The sequence below is a fragment of the Vibrio sp. 10N.286.46.A8 genome (assembly GCF_041470165.1).
GTDB classification, from domain to species: domain Bacteria; phylum Pseudomonadota; class Gammaproteobacteria; order Enterobacterales; family Vibrionaceae; genus Vibrio; species Vibrio tasmaniensis_A.
On the sequence record NZ_JBFRLX010000028.1, the window covers coordinates 44,523 to 62,181 of the forward strand.

Genomic DNA, 17,659 nt, shown 5'->3' on the forward strand with positions numbered 1-17,659 from the left:
CTTACTTCGTTTGTTGTGGTAATTCATCTTTGTAGTGACCACGCTTGTATGCCCAAACCATCATCAGCACACCGATGATAACCATTGGCAGTGACAAAATTTGTCCCATAGAGATAAATCCACCGAACAAACCTAGCTGAGCATCAGGTTCACGTACGTATTCAACTAGGAAGCGAAATGTACCATATCCTGCTAGGAATAACCCTGATACAGAACCAAGAGGACGCGGCTTTTTGATGAACCAGTTCAAGATGAAGAACAGTACAATACCTTCAAGCGCCATTTCATAAAGCTGAGATGGGTGACGAGGGAGTGGACCACCGTTAGGGAATACAATCGCCCATGGCACATCAGTCACACGACCCCATAGCTCACTGTTCATGAAGTTGCCCATGCGGCCCATACCTAAACCAAATGGAACCAATGGTGCAATCATGTCAGCGACACCAAAAAAGGTTCGACCGTTCTTTTTGGCATACCAAAGCATCGCGGTGATCACACCAAGCAAACCACCGTGGAAAGACATACCGCCAGTCCATACCTTAAATAGGTAGAGTGGATCATCAATGAAAAGGCCAAAGTTGTAGAAAAGTACGTAGCCAATACGACCACCAAGCACCACACCTAGAAAGCCAGCAAACAGTAGGTCTGATACTTGCTCTCGAGTCCAACCACTACCGGGTTGATCAGCTCGGCGATTTGCTAACCAAAGAGCAAACATAAAGCCGACAAGGTACATTAGGCCGTACCAACGAACTGAGATTGGTCCTAGTTCAATAAGAACAGGATCGATATTTGGGAATTCGATAAAACCCTGAGACATACTTGGCTCTCTATCTAAAATTGAATAACGGTTAACTCAACAGCTAACAGAAAAGACACTACAGCAGCATAGTGGCTGCTATAAACATTAAAAATACCGCAAAGAACTTCTTCAGCACGGGGGTTGGCAATTGAGTGGCCAGTTTCGCACCCACTCGAGTGGTCAACACTGAGGTACAAGATATCGCAATCAAAGCCGGCAGATAAACATAACCTAAGCTATACGCAGGAAGATCATCGACAGAAGATCCATGCCAAATGAAACCTAGCATTCCCGAAATCGCGATAACACAACCGCATACCGAAGATGAGCCGACGGCTTTACGCATTTCCACACCGTGATGGTTGAGGAAAGGTACCGACAAAGACCCACCGCCAATGCCCGCTAAACTTGATACCAAACCAATACCGCCACCACACAACACGGTTTTAGCTGTACCCGGCATCGACTTTTGGCTCTTAGAGCGAATAGACAACAGCATTTGCAACGCCAATACCAAGACAATCACACCAAAGACTTTTGGTAAGTATTGAGCTGGAATCACATCGGCCACGAAAGAACCTAGGAAGCCACCGACCACCACTCCGGGCATCAACCATTTAACGACAAATATCTCTACGTTACCCAATTTTAAATGGTTAATCGCAGACGATCCCGACGTAACGATGATGGTTGATAACGAGGTAGCCAATGCCATTTGCATCGCAAACTCTTGAGGGATACCCGCTTTAGGAAGCAAAAAGAGTAAAGCAGGAACCACCAGCAAACCACCACCAATGCCTAGCAAGCCAGCTAAAACACCAACAATAGCACCAAGGCCTGCTAGCAAGCCTGTCAGTTCATATGACACGTTAAATCCTATTTTTTACCCGCTCGAATGAAGCCTGTAAATTCACGCTCTTCGAAATAGTTGAGCATCATACTATAGATGTCACTTCCATACGGTTTTGATAGCGCCTCATTTGCCAAATCTTGCAGTTCACTAAGCTTAGATTGACGAATCAAATACTTAGTCCTTGCGACATTTGAGGTGTTCATACTTAACGTCTCATACCCTAACCCAATCAAGAGCAATGCACCCATTGGATCACCCGCAAGCTCTCCACATATACACACCGGCAATTGATATTGCTTACAAGTATCATGGATATGTTTCAATGCCATGATCACTGCAGGGTGCATGGATTCATAGACATCAGAGACACGGGAATTGTTCCGGTCAACCGCCAATAAATATTGAGTTAAGTCATTGGTGCCCACCGAAACGAAATCAACTTTATCCGCAATAAGCGGAAGAAGGTAAAGCATGGATGGCACTTCAATCATGATACCGATACGCGGCATACGCACTCGGTTATCAAGCTCATGCACTTCGTCATACGCTTGTTCAATCAGTTGGAACGCGTCATCCAGCTCCTGCGCACCAGAAATCATCGGCAGCAAGATACTCAAGTTATGGCTTTCACAGCTCGCACGTAGCATCGCACGTAACTGAATAATAAAGATGTCGGGGTGATCAAGGGTAAAACGAATACCACGCCAACCAAGGAATGGATTATCTTCTTCTATTGGGAAGTAAGGTAACGCCTTATCTCCACCAATATCCAAGGTTCGCATCACCACTTGCTTCTCAGGGTAACTCGCAAGCACAGAACGATACTGTTTGAATTGTTCGTCCTCTGACGGAAACCTTTGCTGCAACAAGAAAGAAATTTCGGTTCGATACAGACCAACCCCATCAACCCCTTGGTTGATAGCGATGTTAGTGTCTGCACTCAAGCCCGCATTAAGCAGAATCTCGACTTGCTTGTCGTCTTTCGTTTTTGCCGGTAAGTACAGTTCTCGATTGACCATAGAGGAGAGCTCACTCTCTTCTAGAATCAGCCCCCGATACTCTTTGAGCAGGTTTTTAGTCGGCTCAATAAAGATCTCGCCGCTATACCCGTCAACAATCGCTTGCTTACCATTAGCTTGCGAAAGATTAAGGTTAACTCCCATAACAGAAGGAATACCCAAAGCTCGAGATAAAATCGCTGCGTGCGAGTTCGCCGCCCCTTCCAAGGAAATAACCGCTAATAGTTTTTCTTTAGGAATAGACGCTAATACAGAGGCCGTTAACTCACGAACCACCAAAATAATCGGTTTATCTAACGTGCGAAGTTCATGTTCAGAATTGTGGAGGAAATAGAGCAGTCTTTGACCAAGCTCTCGGACGTCTTGCGCTCTCTCCCGAAGGTACACATCTGACATACGAGCAAAACGGTTAGAGTAACTCTCAACAACCTGTCTCAATGCCCAATCGGCTTTGTCGCCTTTCTGAATTTGACTCTTGAGATCCTTACGTAACATGGGATCGTTGAGTAAGTGAGTAAACAGATCAAAGATCGCCAACGCGTCTTTATTGATTTCACTATCTAAACGCTTTCGCATTCGCTTAAAATCATTGAGAGCATTTTCGACAGCGACTGCCAACAGCTCATGCTCCCTTTCAACATTGAGCGTCGAAGCAGGGTAAACATCGGTGAGTTCAGGCTGAGTGTTGTCCCACCATAAGTCACCAATCGCCACACCCGATGAAGCTGCAATACCTTTGGTCGCAGGTAGCTTCTGTTGCTCTAACAGCCAATGGCCTTGAGTTTGGGCATGCGCCACAATAACCGCAAGTTGTGCTGAGAGTGTAACAAGGAAGGATTCTTCCATCTCACTGAATAAACGGGGGGACTTCTGTTGAATGACCAATACGCCAAGCACTTGCTTGCGATAGATAATCGGAGTGCCGAGAAAAGAGTGATAAACCTTTTCTCCAAGCTCGGGAAAAAACTTATAAGCAGGGTGAGCAGACGCTTGTGCAAGGTTGATCGGTTCAGCACTTCTTTTAACAAGGCCAACCAAACCTTCGTCAAAACCAATGTGAATACTATTGCCTTTGAAGATCAGGCCTTGAGTTGCCATCAACTCAAGACGCTGCATATCATTATTTGCCAAATACACGGTGCAACATTCCGTCTGCATCGCGCTGCATGTCTCTTTAACCAAAATATCAAGAGCCGTCGACACATCTTCAACTCTTGATACGTGTTCAACTATTTCCCTTAGTTGGCTGAGCATGCTTAACCTCTACGCAATTTGCGCTTTCCTTTTGTTTTTCGCTCTTTAAACGGCATTGCTAAAGATGCGAATTCTTTCATCGCTCGACGGTAAACATCTCGCTTGAAAGATACAACTTGTCGAACTGGGTACCAGTAACTCACCCAACGCCAACCATCAAACTCAGGTGTGCTTCCACGCTGCATATTGATATGCGATTCATCGCAATCTAAGCGTAAAAGAAACCACTTCTGTTTTTGTCCAATACAGACAGGTTTAGAATCCCACCGAACCAGTCGTTTGGGCAGCTTATAGCGTAACCAATGACGACTTGTCGCGACGATCTTTACATCCTTTTTAGTAAGGCCAACCTCTTCATACAACTCGCGGTACATTGCCTGTTCCGGAGTTTCACCTTCATCTATTCCCCCTTGAGGGAATTGCCATGAATGTTGCCCGTATCGTTTAGCCCAGAAGACCTGACCATGGTTGTTACAGATTACAATACCAACATTTAATCGGTAACCATCGCCATCTATCACTGGCCAACCTCTATCTAAATTTTTAATTACACTGATTTTTCCACATATCCCCAATCGGAGCAAACTTAGTGACGTGACAAGCGCTATATTTATGAATAATAACTACGAATATGGATAAGTTTTGCTCAAATCTTAGTTACCCACACAAGAGTGAGACATAGACCACATTTATTCACCTTTTCTGTGAATAACTATGTGAAGAATTACCCGCAATCGTTTTTTTTAATCCATAGATTTATCAGAACCAAAAACAAAAAACCACCAACCGACAATAAAAACAATTAAAAATCAATAAATTAAAACAAATCCATCAATTTTAAAAACATGAAAAAATAAAAAGATCTTTTAAAAATCACCCATGGTTAAAGATCAACCACTCCGATGTTTATCCACACTAGTAAGTGAAAGATTCATTTCAAGCCCTATTTAGCAAGCATTTTATCCCCTGCAAACTCCTGTTTATTTATCCACTAAATTAATATTTCAATTAATTACCTTCATGTCCTGTGGATAACCATGAGTTTGATCCCTTTTCTAGCAAGGCGATCATTTCTTAACCAGTCGTCATATGGTGATAACTTCTGGTAAAATCATTTTTTTGATCATGCCTTTTATTATGAAACCAGAACCACAAACACAACAAGAGCTGTTAGACAGAGCATATGCTATTGCAGGAATGACCTTCAAAGAGCTCGCCGATGAAGCCAATATGGTTGTACCAAACGACCTAAAGCGAGATAAAGGCTGGGTTGGACAACTATTGGAATGGCACTTGGGGGCGCCAGCTGGCAGTAAACCAGAACAAGATTTTGCCAAGCTCGGGATCGAGCTAAAAAGTATCCCGATTGGTTATTCAGGGAAGCCACTCGAAACCACCTTTGTTTGTGTCGCGCCATTGATGGGCGTGCAAGGCATAACGTGGGAAACCAGTCACGTTCGAAACAAGCTGTCTAAAGTGTTGTGGATCCCGGTAGAGGGAGAAAGAGAGATCCCACTGGCAGAAAGGCATGTAGGATCCCCTTTATTGTGGACACCAACCCAAGCGGAAGACGAGATCTTAAAAAGGGATTGGGAAGAGCTCATGGAGCTGATCGTGTTAGGTAATGTTGAACAGATAACAGCAAGACACGGCGAAGCACTGCATTTGCGACCAAAAGCCGCCAACAGTCGAGTGTTAACAGAAGCTTACGGTGCAAGTGGAAAACCAATAAAGACCAAACCTCGTGGTTTCTATCTACGAACTCAATTCACCCACAGATTGCTGACAACCCATTACGCATAGAAAGCCATTACGCATAGAGGTTTTATCTAGCATAGATAGGCTAAAAGATCAGTACGTTATAAACCGTCTCAATTTAGAAGTAATTTCTCACTACAACGCTCGTTAAGAATACTCTCTAATGAGGTTTGAGCGCCAGTTCAATATCGCAGTAGCTTTGGTTGGGTTCATTACCAAACTCATCATACGCGTTGTGCAAGCGAAGGTAGGCCTTTTCAAAGCCGAGCCGGAGTAATTCCTCTTTCACTTGATCCAAGGATCCAAAGTGAAGCGGCTCGCCGTCTTGCTTTACCGGTTCTAGCTTGTGTTTGTACTCCACCGCCAGCAAATATTCAGAGATATCAGAGCAACCAATAACGTACACTTTCGGTGTCTGATAAGAGTCTTTGTGCTCTCCATGTAACCACATGTCTAATTGATGCTTCTGCATAGTCAGCCTCCCTTGCTCTGTAAAGCTTAGCCGAACTATTTACCTTTACTAGATAACGACTTAAAAAAGCAAAAAAAGAGAAGCAAGAGCTTCTCTTTTTTGGCCAGTTCTAGTTCAAAAATTTGCATTTTCGACGCCATAACTATCGCTGATGTTTATCTTGTGGGGTGAAAGGCGCTATCACCCCACAAGATTACGTCGGTATTCGCGCGCTTAAGACTCGACGAAGATGACGAACTCGGCGCTCAATCGTGACAACTTCAGGCTCAGAAAGACCAATTGGTCGACCATCGGCTTCAAGGCCAATATCTCTCAATAAATGGGTGTTGTTCCATGGTAGATCATATGAACTACGACGAACTTTTCGTTGCCATTCACGCTCTTCACGACGAAGGTCTGCACGGATAAGAACTGTTGCTAGTTTTAAATATACTGAGTGACGCATAATAACTCTCCAGTTGTGGAATAAACTGAGGAAAAATAGCGTTCTAGATAGTATGAGGGCTTCTCACTTAGCTGCTATTTTTCCGCAGCCAAATAAGGGTACGGATCTATTAGTTAGGTTTATCTTGGGTGTTTCGATCGGCCATGGCTGATGTGTGTGACATATCAGTCACCATGTCAGTACACGGATCAAACGACGCGCAAATATGCTGTATAAAATCGAAATGTTTCATTTGCGCCTCCAAGCTAACTAAAAAATCCAAAAAGAAATGGGGTCGTAAAAGCAGACAAGTCTTTGTTAAATCGTTGCTTTCACGGTTAAAGTCTAACCAAGTGAGTATATTATTCAACCGATAATTGGTTAACATTTTTAAAACAATGCATTCGCCTGAAATATCAGTTGCATATTCATTTACATATAACATATTCACTATGATTATATAAAATCACAGCATATCTATCTTAGGGCTCTCTCTATAGAACAGCGGACTATCCTTCAGAAACAAAAAAGCCACGTATGATACGTGGCCCTTGAATTTTCACTCACCGGATAGAGTCAATGAATAGAACGTTCTAAACAACGCCCTCAGATATAAGACCATGTTTATTGAGTAAGCGGTACATAGTTGCGCGTGAAACTCCAAGCTCCTTAGCGGCCAAAGACACTTGACCACCATAAGATTCCAACACAATGAGTAAAGCATCTCGCTCTGAACGTTCACGTATACTTTTCAGACTGCGGCGTTCATCATTCTGTTTTGGTAAATCCAGTTGATGATCCTCAATGATGACAGCATCAGACATCAACACAACACGCTTAATCTGATTCATCAATTCACGAACGTTGCCAGGCCAATGGTAGCGACTCATCGAGCGGATAGCATCGTCTGAGAAGCTCTTCGCTTGCGCATTAAACTCTTTTGAGTACTCACGCAGAAAATGATTCGCTAGCACTGAAATATCACTCACACGTTCTTTTAAGCTAGGAACATGAATACGCAGAACATTGATGTAATGATAAAGCTCTTCATTGAAGTCGCCCTCGATCAATGCCTTTTCAATATCAGAAGAGTTAGCAGCCAAAATGCGAACATCAACCGACTTAGCTCCCTTCGTGGTTTCAATTTTCCCTTCTTGTAAAAAGCGTAAAAGGTTCAATTGTTGATTACGAGGCATCGCTAGGACATCGTTGAGTAAGAGGGTTCCGCCATCGGCTTCTTCCAACATACAAGGCGCTGCCGTTGCTGGGGCTGAAATACCAAACATCTCAGTCTCTATCCTCATTTCAGATAGAGCACGGCAATTCACAGTTAAAAATGGTTTCTGAGCTCGCGATGAATTTTGATGAATGGAACGTGCAATTGTCTCTTTTCCTGTCCCACTCTCACCGTAAATCAAAATACTGACATCTGTGGGGCCAATTCGCTTTACTTGGTCTCTCAAACGCTTCACAGCCACAGAGTCGCCAAGCAAACCCATATTGTTGTTAATACCGTAGTTTGGCCATACTTTCTGCTCAAGTTTGAGCATACCCAGTTGATGACCAATGGTACTCAATAGCTGAGCATCAGGGATTGGTGCCGTGAAAAAGTCGATACAGAAGTTAACGATAAATTGGCAGATTGTATCTGAGCTCAATTGCGATTCACGGATAAAAGCAAGCCATCGAACTTGCTTGTTGTTGCTCACGAGGTTAGCGATACCATTAAGGCTAAACTCATCATGACTAAGATCCACAATGCCAATGCAGGGGCCAATATCAGTAATTAAGGCATCGGCTTTTCGTAAATCTGCACACTGGGTACATTGCCAACCCACTTGTTCTAACACTGATAACCAGGGTTCGTACGCACCACCAACGACGATAAGAGAACCTGGTAAGGAATCCATCTTAAATTGAGTTCCCATCCTTCTTCCTTATTCTGTTTTTATTTTTTTCAATCAGGCTAACACGAGTTAAACGAATCATACGGGTACAAAGTTGCCGCAAGATCGTATTCAGATCCGATACGTATAGTAATGAGACTATCTTAGATTTTTTGTCTCAATGGTAAGACTATGTCATAAATAATCATTTTTCGAATCAAGAGTGCGGTACGAGCTAGGTTTTGACGCTAAAAACCGAAAAAGCCACCCGAAGGTGGCTTTTAAATTACACGGGCAGTAACACCCCATAAGCGAAAATTACGCTTGTGGGCGCATTGCCGGGAACAAGATCACGTCACGGATTGTGTGCGTGTTAGTAAATAGCATCGCTAGACGATCGATACCAATACCTTGACCCGCTGTTGGCGGTAAGCCGTGCTCTAGTGCAGTAATGTAGTCCGCATCGTAGTACATAGCTTCGTCATCACCCGCGTCTTTTGCGTTAACTTGTGCTTTGAAACGCTCGTCTTGGTCTTGTGCATCGTTAAGCTCAGAGAAACCGTTCGCTACTTCACGGCCACCGATGAAGAACTCAAAGCGGTCTGTGAAGAATGGGTTGCTGTCGCTACGACGAGCCAGTGGAGAGATGTCCGCTGGGTAACCCGTGATGAACGTTGGTTGAATTAGCTGAGGCTCAGCCGTTTCACCAAAGATCTCTTCAAGAAGCTGACCACATGTCCAAAACTTCTCAACGTAAAGACCCACTTCTTCTGCAATTTTAACCATCAATTCTCTGTTCTGAAGATCGTCTTCAGTCAGAGCTTGAATGTTTGCATTTTCAGGTGTGTAGTGTTTGATTGCATCGAACATGCTCATGCGAGCGTAAGTGCCACCGAACTCAACCGTTTCGTCGCCGTAAGGCATAGAAGTAGAACCAAGAACGTCCATCGCCGCTGTGCTTAGCATCTCTTCCGTTAGATCCATTAGATCTTTGTAGTCAGAGTACGCTTGGTAGAATTCCATCATTGTGAACTCTGGGTTATGACGAGGAGAAAGACCTTCGTTACGGAAGTTACGGTTGATCTCGAATACACGGTCAAAACCACCAACTACTAAACGCTTAAGGTAAAGCTCAGGTGCAACACGTAGGTACATGTCGATGTCTAATGCGTTGTGATGAGTGATGAATGGACGTGCTGTTGCACCGCCTGGGATCACGTGCATCATTGGCGTTTCAACTTCTAGGTAGCCTTTTGAGCTCATGAAGTTACGGATTGAAGACACAAGCTTAGAACGCACGATGAATGTGTTACGAGAGTCTTCGTTCACGATTAGATCAACGTAACGCTGACGGTAGCGCATCTCTTGGTCAGTTAGACCGTGGAACTTCTCTGGCAGAGGACGAAGTGCTTTGGTTAGCAATTCAAACTCTTCCATGTTCACGTAAAGGTCACCTTTACCAGACTTGTGAAGCGCACCTTTAACACCGATGATGTCACCGATATCTAGGCCTTGGTACTTCTCTTTCAGTACTTTTTGTACGTCTTTCGCTGCGTACGCTTGGATACGACCAGAAGTTTCTTGAATCGCAAGGAATGGACCACGCTTCGCCATAATACGACCTGCGATCGCAACGATGTGGTTAAGCTCTTCTAGCTCTTCCTTAGTCTTCTCACCGAATTCCGCTTGAAGATCGCCAGCTAGGTGCTCACGACGGAAATCATTTGGGTGACCGTTCGCTTTGCAGTTTTGGCGGATATGATCCAGCTTGCTACGGCGCTCAGCGATTAGTTTGTTCTCTTCAGGTGAAGAAGCTTCTTGTGCATTTTCGTTTTGAACAGCATCAGTCATTTGAGATGTACCCTGCTTTTATAATTTGGACAGCTATATTTTTGAAAATATAGGCATTTTTACCAATATTATTGGTAAAGCTTAATAGTTGATAAAGCTTACAGACCTGATTTCAGGCTAGCTTCAATAAACTTGTCTAAGTCACCGTCAAGAACCGCTTGAGTATTACGGTTTTCGATGCCGGTGCGTAAATCTTTGATACGTGAATCATCCAGCACGTAAGAGCGGATCTGACTGCCCCAACCGATGTCTGATTTCGTTTCTTCGCTCGCTTGTTTTTCAGCATTTTGCTTTTGAATCTCAAGTTCAAAAAGCTTAGCACGTAGCTGCTTCATCGCTTGATCTTTGTTCTTATGCTGCGAACGGTCATTCTGACACTGAACCACGGTGTTAGTTGGAACGTGAGTAATACGTACCGCCGATTCCGTGGTGTTTACGTGCTGACCACCAGCGCCAGAGGCACGGTATACGTCAATACGTAGGTCAGAAGGATTAATGTCGATCGTAATGTTGTCATCAATCTCAGGATAGATAAACGCAGAAGCAAATGAAGTATGACGACGACCACTTGAATCAAATGGTGACTTACGAACTAGACGGTGAACACCAGTCTCTGTGCGTAACCAACCGTAAGCGTACTCACCAGAGATACGTACCGTTGCGCCTTTAAGGCCAGCAACATCGCCATCAGACACTTCGATAACTTCAGTCTTGAAGCCTTTCGAATCTGCCCAACGCAAGTACATACGCAACATCATTGAAGTCCAGTCTTGAGCTTCTGTACCGCCCGAACCTGACTGTAAATCGATGTAGCAATCTGATGCGTCGTGATCACCAGAGAACATACGACGGAATTCCAGCTTCTCTAACTTAGCTTCAAGCTCGGCCAATTCTGGCTCAATTTCATCGAACGTTTCTTGATCTTCTTCTTCAACCGCAAGCTCTAGTAGGCCATCAACATCCTCAACACCTTGGTCAAGTTGGTCGATCGTTTCTACTACCGCTTCCAATGCTGAACGCTCTTTTCCTAGCGCTTGAGCACGCTCAGGTTCGTTCCATACATCCGGTTGTTCTAATTCTGCGTTTACTTCTTCTAGACGCTCTTTCTTTGCGTCATAGTCAAAGATACCCCCTCAGGATATTTGTGCGCTCAGACACATCCTGCAGACGGTTTTTTATAGGATTGATTTCAAACATTTTAGCTCATCATTTATGAGTAGAATTTAACCGGAGAATTGTACTCAAAAGTGTGACGGAGATACAGAATTTTTTAGAGTGGTGCACCAAGATTCAATAACTTAATCGGATATAAAATTGACGGGCAGAAAAAACACGCAAAATTTGTAAGGAAAGGAAGGGAAACAAGCCCTGTTTTTGAACAGAGCTTGTTGGATTTGGCACTAAATGATGAACCTCATTCAGTGAACGATAACGCTATTTGGCTTCAACTATTTCGCTTCGATATGATCAATCATCAACTGCAACGATTGATTGCCACGAAACTCGTTAATATCAAGCTTAAACGCAAGATGTACCGTTTTCACTGAGGCATCAGGCCAGCGACGTAGGTCAACATTAAAGGCAATACCATCAATCATCACATTGGTCGGGTGGCCTTTATACAATGGCTCAAGCATTAACTTTAAGTGCTTTTCACCCACTAATTTTTGATGCAGAACTTTAAACTCACCATCAAAGATGGGCTCAGGGAAAGCTTGTCCCCACGGACCACCTGAACGCAACGTCTCAGCGGTGTGCATTGAGAACTCTTCAGGTAACAGCTCACCATCAGACAAGATAATACCCTTCAGCGCCGTCTCACCGAGTTCTTTACGCACAACGTCATCAAACATCTTGCTGAATCGCTCGAAGTCTTTTTCCATAATGGTTAAGCCGGCTGCCATTGCGTGACCACCAAACTTCAAGATCAGGCCAGGGTTTTGAGTGTCGATTCTGTCTAGCGCATCGCGCATGTGCAAACCTGGAATCGAACGACATGAACCTTTAATGCTACCTTCACCACCATCAGCAAATGCGATCACTGGGCGGTGATATTTGTCTTTGATACGCGAAGCTAGAATACCAATTACGCCTTGATGCCAATCACGTTGAAACAGAGCCAAACCAGAAGGCAAATCGTCTTTACCAAATTCAAGGCGCTCACAAAAAGCCATCGCTTCTTGTTTCATGCCCTCTTCGATCTCTTTACGTGTTTGGTTCAAGCCATCTAACTCGCTGGCCATTCGACGCGCGGCATGGATGTTATTACTCATTAGCAGCTCAACACCAAAAGACATGTCATCCAATCGGCCAGCCGCATTGATACGTGGACCAAGCGCAAAACCAAAATCGGAGGCAACTAAACGCTTAGCATCTCGCTTAGCAATTTCAATCAAGGCTTGAATACCCGGACGAGCTTTACCCGCACGAATGCGTTGTAGCCCTTGGTGGACCAAGATTCGGTTGTTTTCATCAAGTGGTACCACATCCGCAACAGTACCCAGAGCCACTAGGTCAATCAGTTCCATCAACTTGGGTTCTGTCATGCCGTGTTGAGCAAACCAGCCCAACTTACGCATATGAACACACAATGCCATCATCAGGTAAAAGGCGACACCCACACCGGCTAGCGCTTTTGAAGGAAATGCGCAGCTTTCTAGGTTGGGATTGACCATTGCATCTGCAATCGGTAATTCAGAACCAGGCAAGTGATGATCAGTAACCAGTACATCAAGGCCTTTCTCTTTAGCAAAGCGAACACCGTCAATTGAAGATACACCGTTGTCGACTGTCATGATCACTTCAGCACCAAGTTCGATCGCCTGTTCGACAACCTCAGGGCTCAAGCCATAACCATCTTCAAAACGGTTGGGGACCAGATAATCAACATTCGAGCTGCCCAACATTCGCAGAGCAAGCACAGACAACGCCGAACTGGTTGCGCCATCGGCATCAAAGTCACCAACAATGATAATGCGCTTTTGCTGCTGAATGGCTTTGAACAACAATTCAACCGCAGCATCAATGCCGCCCAGTTTTTGATAAGAGTGCAAACCTTTCGCAGCTGTCTCTAGCTGGTCAGCACTGTCGATTCCGCGACTCACATAAATGCGCTTTAACAAGTCAGGTAAGTGAGCAGGTAAGACTGAAGTGTCGACCTCAGGACGGCGTTGGATCTCTATCATATAAAAATGGGCCTGATATCAATCAGGCCACTCCTTAAATCAAAAACAGGGGGGAATAATAGGTAATAAAAAAATGAAGATTACTGCTCTAAACGCTGAATAAGTTGCGCCGGAGGTAAGTAACCACTCACCAACTCACCACTTGCTAGCACGATAGCCGGAGTGCCATTGATGCCAAGCTCACGACCGAGTTGGTATTGTTTCGCAATGATCTGCTTTTGCTCTGCTAGGTCTTTACCAGACGCTGGCATTTGACGATTGACTTTAGCATCATGCATAGCTGTTTTTGGATCGTCAGACGCCCAGATTGCAGCCATTTGATCGGCAACTTGTCCTGTCGCACCTTGGCGTGGGTAAGCCATGTAACGAACGGTGATACCCAGATCGTTGTAGCCTTGCATTTGGCTGTGCAGACGAACACAGTAGCCACACGTAATGTCAGTAAATACTGTCACAACGTACTTTTCGTTATCTGCTTTGTATTCGATAACCGTATCCGACATCGCTGCGACTTTTTCAGCATTAAGCGGAGCTTGACGCTCGGCCAGTACGTCACTGAACTTACCGTTGTCATCCAAAGAGTAAAGTGTACCGGCTAGAAAGTGATCGCCCTCTGGAGAAGAAAAGATAATGCCGCTGTTGGTTTGAACTTCTAAAAGACCATCGATATCCGAAGGAACAATCTTATCGACCTTAATACCGATTTTTTCAAAACGCTTAGTTAACGCAGCTGCATCAATAGCTTGAGCTGGAGCAGCTTCTACGGCTGTTGATGTTGTTTCTACTTTCGCCTCTGATGCATTACATGCAGTAATCATGAGAGGAAGCGCTAGTAGAGGAAGACGGCGTAATACGCTCATTAGGTTCACCTTAAAAATAAATGGATTTAAGCACGTGGGTGATGCTGAGCGTGAATTTGCTTCAGCCTTTCAGTCGCCACGTGAGTATAAATTTGGGTGGTCGATAAGTCACTATGTCCAAGCAACATCTGTACGACCCTGAGATCGGCGCCATAGTTCAGTAAATGAGTGGCAAAAGCATGTCTCAATACGTGTGGAGACAATAATTCCGTGTCGATACCAGCGATAACCGAATAATGCTTAATGCGATACCAGAACGTTTGACGAGTCATTTGCTTAGCGCGTTTACTCGGAAAAACCACATCCGAGCTGTTATCACCGAGCAGTTGTGGGCGACCTTGTTCAATAAAAGTTTCTATCCAATCGACGGCGTTTTCGCCCATTGGCACCAAGCGCTCTTTACCGCCCTTACCGATCACACGCACCACACCTTGCCTTAGGCTGATGTTTTCCATGGTCAGGCTAACGAGCTCAGTCACACGAAGTCCAGTTGCATAGAGTAACTCAAGCATCGCTTTATCGCGAAGCTCGATTGGATCGTTTGGATCTGGCGCTTCAAGCAGCGAATCCACTTGCTCTTCACTCAAATCTTTTGGCAAGCGCTTCGGCAGTTTTGGACTGATCAACAGCGCACTAGGATCGTCGGCTCTTACTTTCTCGCGGTGTAGATATTGAAACAAGCGACGAATGGCCGACAACATACGAGCACGGGAAGTCTGCTTAAAGTCAGCATCGGCTAACCAACCTTGATAATCCTGTAGTCCTGAAAGACTAATAAAATCGAGGCGGTAATTGTTCTTTTCCATCCACGTTAGAAGCTTAGACAGGTCGGTACGGTACGAGACAAGCGTATTCTCCGATAATCCTCGCTCCATCCACATAGCATCTAAAAACTGTTCTACTAGACCGTGGTCTGCGCTCTGCCCTTGAGGCGACTGCATAGTGTTACTCACAATATTGGAAACTGTTTTGAGAGTATGCCAGAGCAAATATGAATGCCATAAAAATTACGACTTGAGCGGATAATCGCTGCAATCGAAGTCGATTTATGGTTAGAATTCGCCATCTGAAATTAAAATTGAACGTTTGCTATGAAAATTGGATTATTTTACGGCTCAACCACCTGCTACACCGAAATGGCAGCAGAGAAAATTCGCGGCATTATTGGTGAAGACCTAGTTGATATCCATAACGTGAAAGAAACCCCTCTTTCATTGATGGCGGACTACGATCTTTTACTGCTCGGCATCTCAACTTGGGACTTCGGTGAAATCCAAGAAGATTGGAATGAACTGTGGGAAGACATTGCAACCACGCCAATGAAAGGCAAGGTTGTAGCACTGTTTGGTTTAGGTGACCAAGAAGGCTACGGCGAGTGGTTCTTAGATGCGATGGGTCTATTGCATGATGAGCTGAAAATCGCTGGCGCAGAGTTTGTCGGTTTCTGGCCAAACGATGACAGCTACGAGTTCGAAGCGTCTAAAGCTCTCACTGAAGACCAATCTCAATTCGTTGGTTTGGCGCTTGATGAAGATTCACAATACGAACTGAGCGACGACCGTATCGCTAGCTGGGTTGAACAAGTACTGGTTGAGTACAGCGAAAAGCTATAACCAAACAGAAGTACACTCAGCTAAGTAACTCAGTAGCGAAGTAGCGAAGTAGCGAAGTAGCGAAGTAGCGAAGTAGCAGAATATTAAAAGATCACAGAATACAAAAAGGCCTCATTACTGCGAAGTAATGAGGCCTTTTCTATTTCATGTCGAAGGACAATGTCATCTCAACGGAAGATTAAACAGTCTCTTCAGCCATCTCTTGCTCTGTTGATTTACCAACGAAGAACATACAGATGATTGCGGCAGTTGTTGGAAGCAACCAACCCATACCGATTTCGAACAACGGCAGCATGTTCATTGCAGATACATCTATACCTGCAACTTTAGCACCATCGATAAGAGCAAACAGTAGAGACACTAATACCACTACGCGGTAAGCCGCTTTTGGATTAGGAAAACGGCTGCGCAAGAATGCCAGTGCGACCAATGCGATTGCTACTGGATAAAGTGCAAACAGAACTGGAACAGACAGAGAAATTAACTGAGAAAGGCCAACGTTCGCTACGGTTGCACAAGCTACACCGTTGATGATTACCCAGGTCTTGTAAGACAGAGGTGTTAGCGAGCTGAAGTAATCAGAACATGCTGATACAAGGCCAATCGCCGTCGTTAGACAAGCCAATAGTACGATCACAGAAAGCACGAGTTGACCTGAAGGGCCAAACAAAGATTGGACGTATAGGCTTAAGATAGCGCCGCCATTATCTGCACCCGCTGCAACTGTTGCGCTTGTTGCGCCCAGGAAGAACAGAGAGATGTAAACAAATGCTAGACCCGCAGCGGCAATACAGCCCGCACTGATTAGGTACTTAGTTGTTGCTGCGCGGTCAGTCACGCCTTTACTGCGAATTGCGTCAACAATCAGCATGCCAAACATCAAAGCAGCAAAAGTATCCATGGTGTTGTAGCCTTCAAGGAAACCTTTGGTCAGTGGCTGAGTGATGTACTCACCGTGAGCCGCAAGGACATCACCTTGTGGGTTAATGAACACAGCAACTGCCAGTACAACCAAACCAACGAATAGTGCAGGCGTAAGTACCTTGCCAATAACGTCAATAAGCTTACCTTGTGACCATGAGAAGAACATCGCTACCACAAAAAATGCAATCGAAAAGAGAGTTAGATGAACTTGAGTCGCATCAATGAAGAACGGCTTCACCGCCATCTCATAAGCAACAAGACCGGTACGTGGTGCAGCAAATGCAGGACCGATGATGATGAAGATCAGTACAGCCATGATAGTTGCTGCTTGCTTAGGAAGATCTTTCGTTAGATGACCCCATGAACCACCCGCCACTGCGACCGCGACGATAGTGATTAACGGCAGACCAACGGCAGTCAGCAGAAAACCAGACATCGCTGGAAGAAAGTGATCACCAGCTAATTGGCCAGCTAGAGGTGGGAAGATGATGTTCCCCGCACCTAAGAAAAACGCAAAAAGCATAAAGCCCAATGCCATTATATCTGTTAGTTTTAGACTCTGTTTCACAGATAATCCTTAATTATATTTATGAGTTTATGTTGTGCTTACATGAATGTTACAGCGAGAAGCTGCCAATCAATCTTTAAAATAGTCGCGCATAATGACGAAACACTCGGCTAGCTGCAAGTCACCATAAAAAAACACCATATAAATTTGCATATATAAACAAAAAGTAGTGAATTAAACTAAATAT

15 protein-coding genes are annotated in these 17,659 nt (G+C 44.5%); 2 read left to right on the forward strand and 13 right to left on the reverse strand.

All coding sequences use genetic code 11. The features are described 5' to 3' along the window. Position 1: 1 nt before the first annotated feature. From lgt to rppH, 4 genes are read right to left on the reverse strand one after another with little or no spacing between them, the layout of a single operon-like run. Positions 2 to 823, reverse strand: a complete 822-nt coding sequence (lgt, locus tag AB4232_RS03765; RefSeq protein ID WP_004735021.1) for a prolipoprotein diacylglyceryl transferase — start codon at positions 821 to 823, stop codon at positions 2 to 4. A 58-nt stretch (positions 824 to 881) separates the two neighbouring features. After that, complete coding sequence (locus tag AB4232_RS03770) at positions 882 to 1,673, reverse strand: sulfite exporter TauE/SafE family protein (protein ID WP_372086270.1); 792 nt, start codon at positions 1,671 to 1,673, stop codon at positions 882 to 884. An 8-nt stretch (positions 1,674 to 1,681) separates the two neighbouring features. Continuing rightward, the gene (gene ptsP, locus AB4232_RS03775) at positions 1,682 to 3,931 is read right to left on the reverse strand and encodes a phosphoenolpyruvate--protein phosphotransferase (protein ID WP_012603267.1); all 2,250 of its coding nucleotides are present in this window, start codon (positions 3,929 to 3,931) and stop codon (positions 1,682 to 1,684) included. Positions 3,932 to 3,933: 2 nt separating this feature from the next. After that, entirely contained in the window at positions 3,934 to 4,452 is a 519-nt protein-coding gene (gene rppH / locus AB4232_RS03780) for an RNA pyrophosphohydrolase (protein WP_009848435.1), read from the reverse strand. A gap of 616 nt (positions 4,453 to 5,068) precedes the next feature. Here rppH and mutH point away from each other — a divergent pair. After that, positions 5,069 to 5,734 (forward strand): DNA mismatch repair endonuclease MutH, encoded by a 666-nt coding sequence (mutH, locus tag AB4232_RS03785; RefSeq protein ID WP_086017877.1) that lies wholly within the window; start codon positions 5,069 to 5,071, stop codon positions 5,732 to 5,734. Positions 5,735 to 5,849: 115 nt separating this feature from the next. Here mutH and AB4232_RS03790 read toward each other — a convergent pair whose 3' ends face one another. From AB4232_RS03790 to xerD, 8 genes are all read right to left on the reverse strand, one after another. Then, positions 5,850 to 6,161: a DUF6482 family protein gene (locus tag AB4232_RS03790; RefSeq protein ID WP_009848433.1), complete on the reverse strand. Its 312-nt coding sequence runs from the start codon at positions 6,159 to 6,161 to the stop codon at positions 5,850 to 5,852. Positions 6,162 to 6,354: 193 nt separating this feature from the next. After that, on the reverse strand, positions 6,355 to 6,606 hold the full coding sequence (locus tag AB4232_RS03795; RefSeq protein WP_371708334.1) for a DUF1127 domain-containing protein: 252 nt from the start codon (positions 6,604 to 6,606) through the stop codon (positions 6,355 to 6,357). Between the two features lie 572 nt (positions 6,607 to 7,178). Next, the gene (gene vpsR, locus AB4232_RS03800) at positions 7,179 to 8,513 is read right to left on the reverse strand and encodes a cyclic-di-GMP-binding transcriptional regulator VpsR (RefSeq protein WP_009848431.1); all 1,335 of its coding nucleotides are present in this window, start codon (positions 8,511 to 8,513) and stop codon (positions 7,179 to 7,181) included. 276 nt (positions 8,514 to 8,789) lie between these two features. Then, positions 8,790 to 10,322, reverse strand: coding sequence for a lysine--tRNA ligase (gene lysS, locus AB4232_RS03805; protein ID WP_009848430.1), 1,533 nt, complete (start codon positions 10,320 to 10,322; stop codon positions 8,790 to 8,792). 98 nt (positions 10,323 to 10,420) lie between these two features. Continuing rightward, positions 10,421 to 11,519, reverse strand: a protein-coding gene (gene prfB, locus AB4232_RS03810) for a peptide chain release factor 2 (RefSeq protein ID WP_100208942.1) whose coding sequence is annotated in 2 segments (ribosomal slippage) — positions 10,421 to 11,443 and positions 11,445 to 11,519 — 1,098 coding nt in all. Because the reading frame shifts where the segments join, the coding sequence is not laid out codon by codon here. Positions 11,520 to 11,770: 251 nt separating this feature from the next. Continuing rightward, positions 11,771 to 13,507 (reverse strand): single-stranded-DNA-specific exonuclease RecJ, encoded by a 1,737-nt coding sequence (gene recJ / locus AB4232_RS03815; RefSeq protein ID WP_012603262.1) that lies wholly within the window; start codon positions 13,505 to 13,507, stop codon positions 11,771 to 11,773. 80 nt (positions 13,508 to 13,587) lie between these two features. Continuing rightward, complete coding sequence (locus AB4232_RS03820) at positions 13,588 to 14,367, reverse strand: thioredoxin fold domain-containing protein (RefSeq protein WP_372086272.1); 780 nt, start codon at positions 14,365 to 14,367, stop codon at positions 13,588 to 13,590. A 26-nt stretch (positions 14,368 to 14,393) separates the two neighbouring features. Continuing rightward, positions 14,394 to 15,308, reverse strand: a complete 915-nt coding sequence (gene xerD / locus AB4232_RS03825) for a site-specific tyrosine recombinase XerD (RefSeq protein WP_041472738.1) — start codon at positions 15,306 to 15,308, stop codon at positions 14,394 to 14,396. Between the two features lie 150 nt (positions 15,309 to 15,458). On the opposite strand from xerD, the gene fldB reads away from it, so the two are divergent. Next, positions 15,459 to 15,980, forward strand: a complete 522-nt coding sequence (gene fldB / locus AB4232_RS03830; protein ID WP_009848425.1) for a flavodoxin FldB — start codon at positions 15,459 to 15,461, stop codon at positions 15,978 to 15,980. A gap of 178 nt (positions 15,981 to 16,158) precedes the next feature. On the opposite strand, the gene brnQ is transcribed toward fldB, so the two are convergent. Beyond that, entirely contained in the window at positions 16,159 to 17,472 is a 1,314-nt protein-coding gene (gene brnQ, locus AB4232_RS03835; protein ID WP_372086274.1) for a branched-chain amino acid transport system II carrier protein, read from the reverse strand. Positions 17,473 to 17,659: the final 187 nt, after the last annotated feature.

Excerpts from the sequence above, each read along its gene's own strand:
- lgt (WP_004735021.1), bottom strand. The coding sequence starts at position 823 with ATGTCTCAGGGTTTTATCGAATTCCCAAATATCGATCCTGTTCTTATT.
- ptsP (WP_012603267.1), bottom strand. The coding sequence starts at position 3,931 with ATGCTCAGCCAACTAAGGGAAATAGTTGAACACGTATCAAGAGTTGAA.
- mutH (WP_086017877.1), top strand. The coding sequence starts at position 5,069 with ATGAAACCAGAACCACAAACACAACAAGAGCTGTTAGACAGAGCATAT.
- AB4232_RS03790 (WP_009848433.1), bottom strand. The coding sequence starts at position 6,161 with ATGCAGAAGCATCAATTAGACATGTGGTTACATGGAGAGCACAAAGAC.
- AB4232_RS03795 (WP_371708334.1), bottom strand. The coding sequence starts at position 6,606 with ATGCGTCACTCAGTATATTTAAAACTAGCAACAGTTCTTATCCGTGCA.
- vpsR (WP_009848431.1), bottom strand. The coding sequence starts at position 8,513 with ATGGGAACTCAATTTAAGATGGATTCCTTACCAGGTTCTCTTATCGTC.
- lysS (WP_009848430.1), bottom strand. The coding sequence starts at position 10,322 with ATGACTGATGCTGTTCAAAACGAAAATGCACAAGAAGCTTCTTCACCT.
- recJ (WP_012603262.1), bottom strand. The coding sequence starts at position 13,507 with ATGATAGAGATCCAACGCCGTCCTGAGGTCGACACTTCAGTCTTACCT.
- AB4232_RS03820 (WP_372086272.1), bottom strand. The coding sequence starts at position 14,367 with ATGAGCGTATTACGCCGTCTTCCTCTACTAGCGCTTCCTCTCATGATT.
- xerD (WP_041472738.1), bottom strand. The coding sequence starts at position 15,308 with ATGCAGTCGCCTCAAGGGCAGAGCGCAGACCACGGTCTAGTAGAACAG.
- fldB (WP_009848425.1), top strand. The coding sequence starts at position 15,459 with ATGAAAATTGGATTATTTTACGGCTCAACCACCTGCTACACCGAAATG.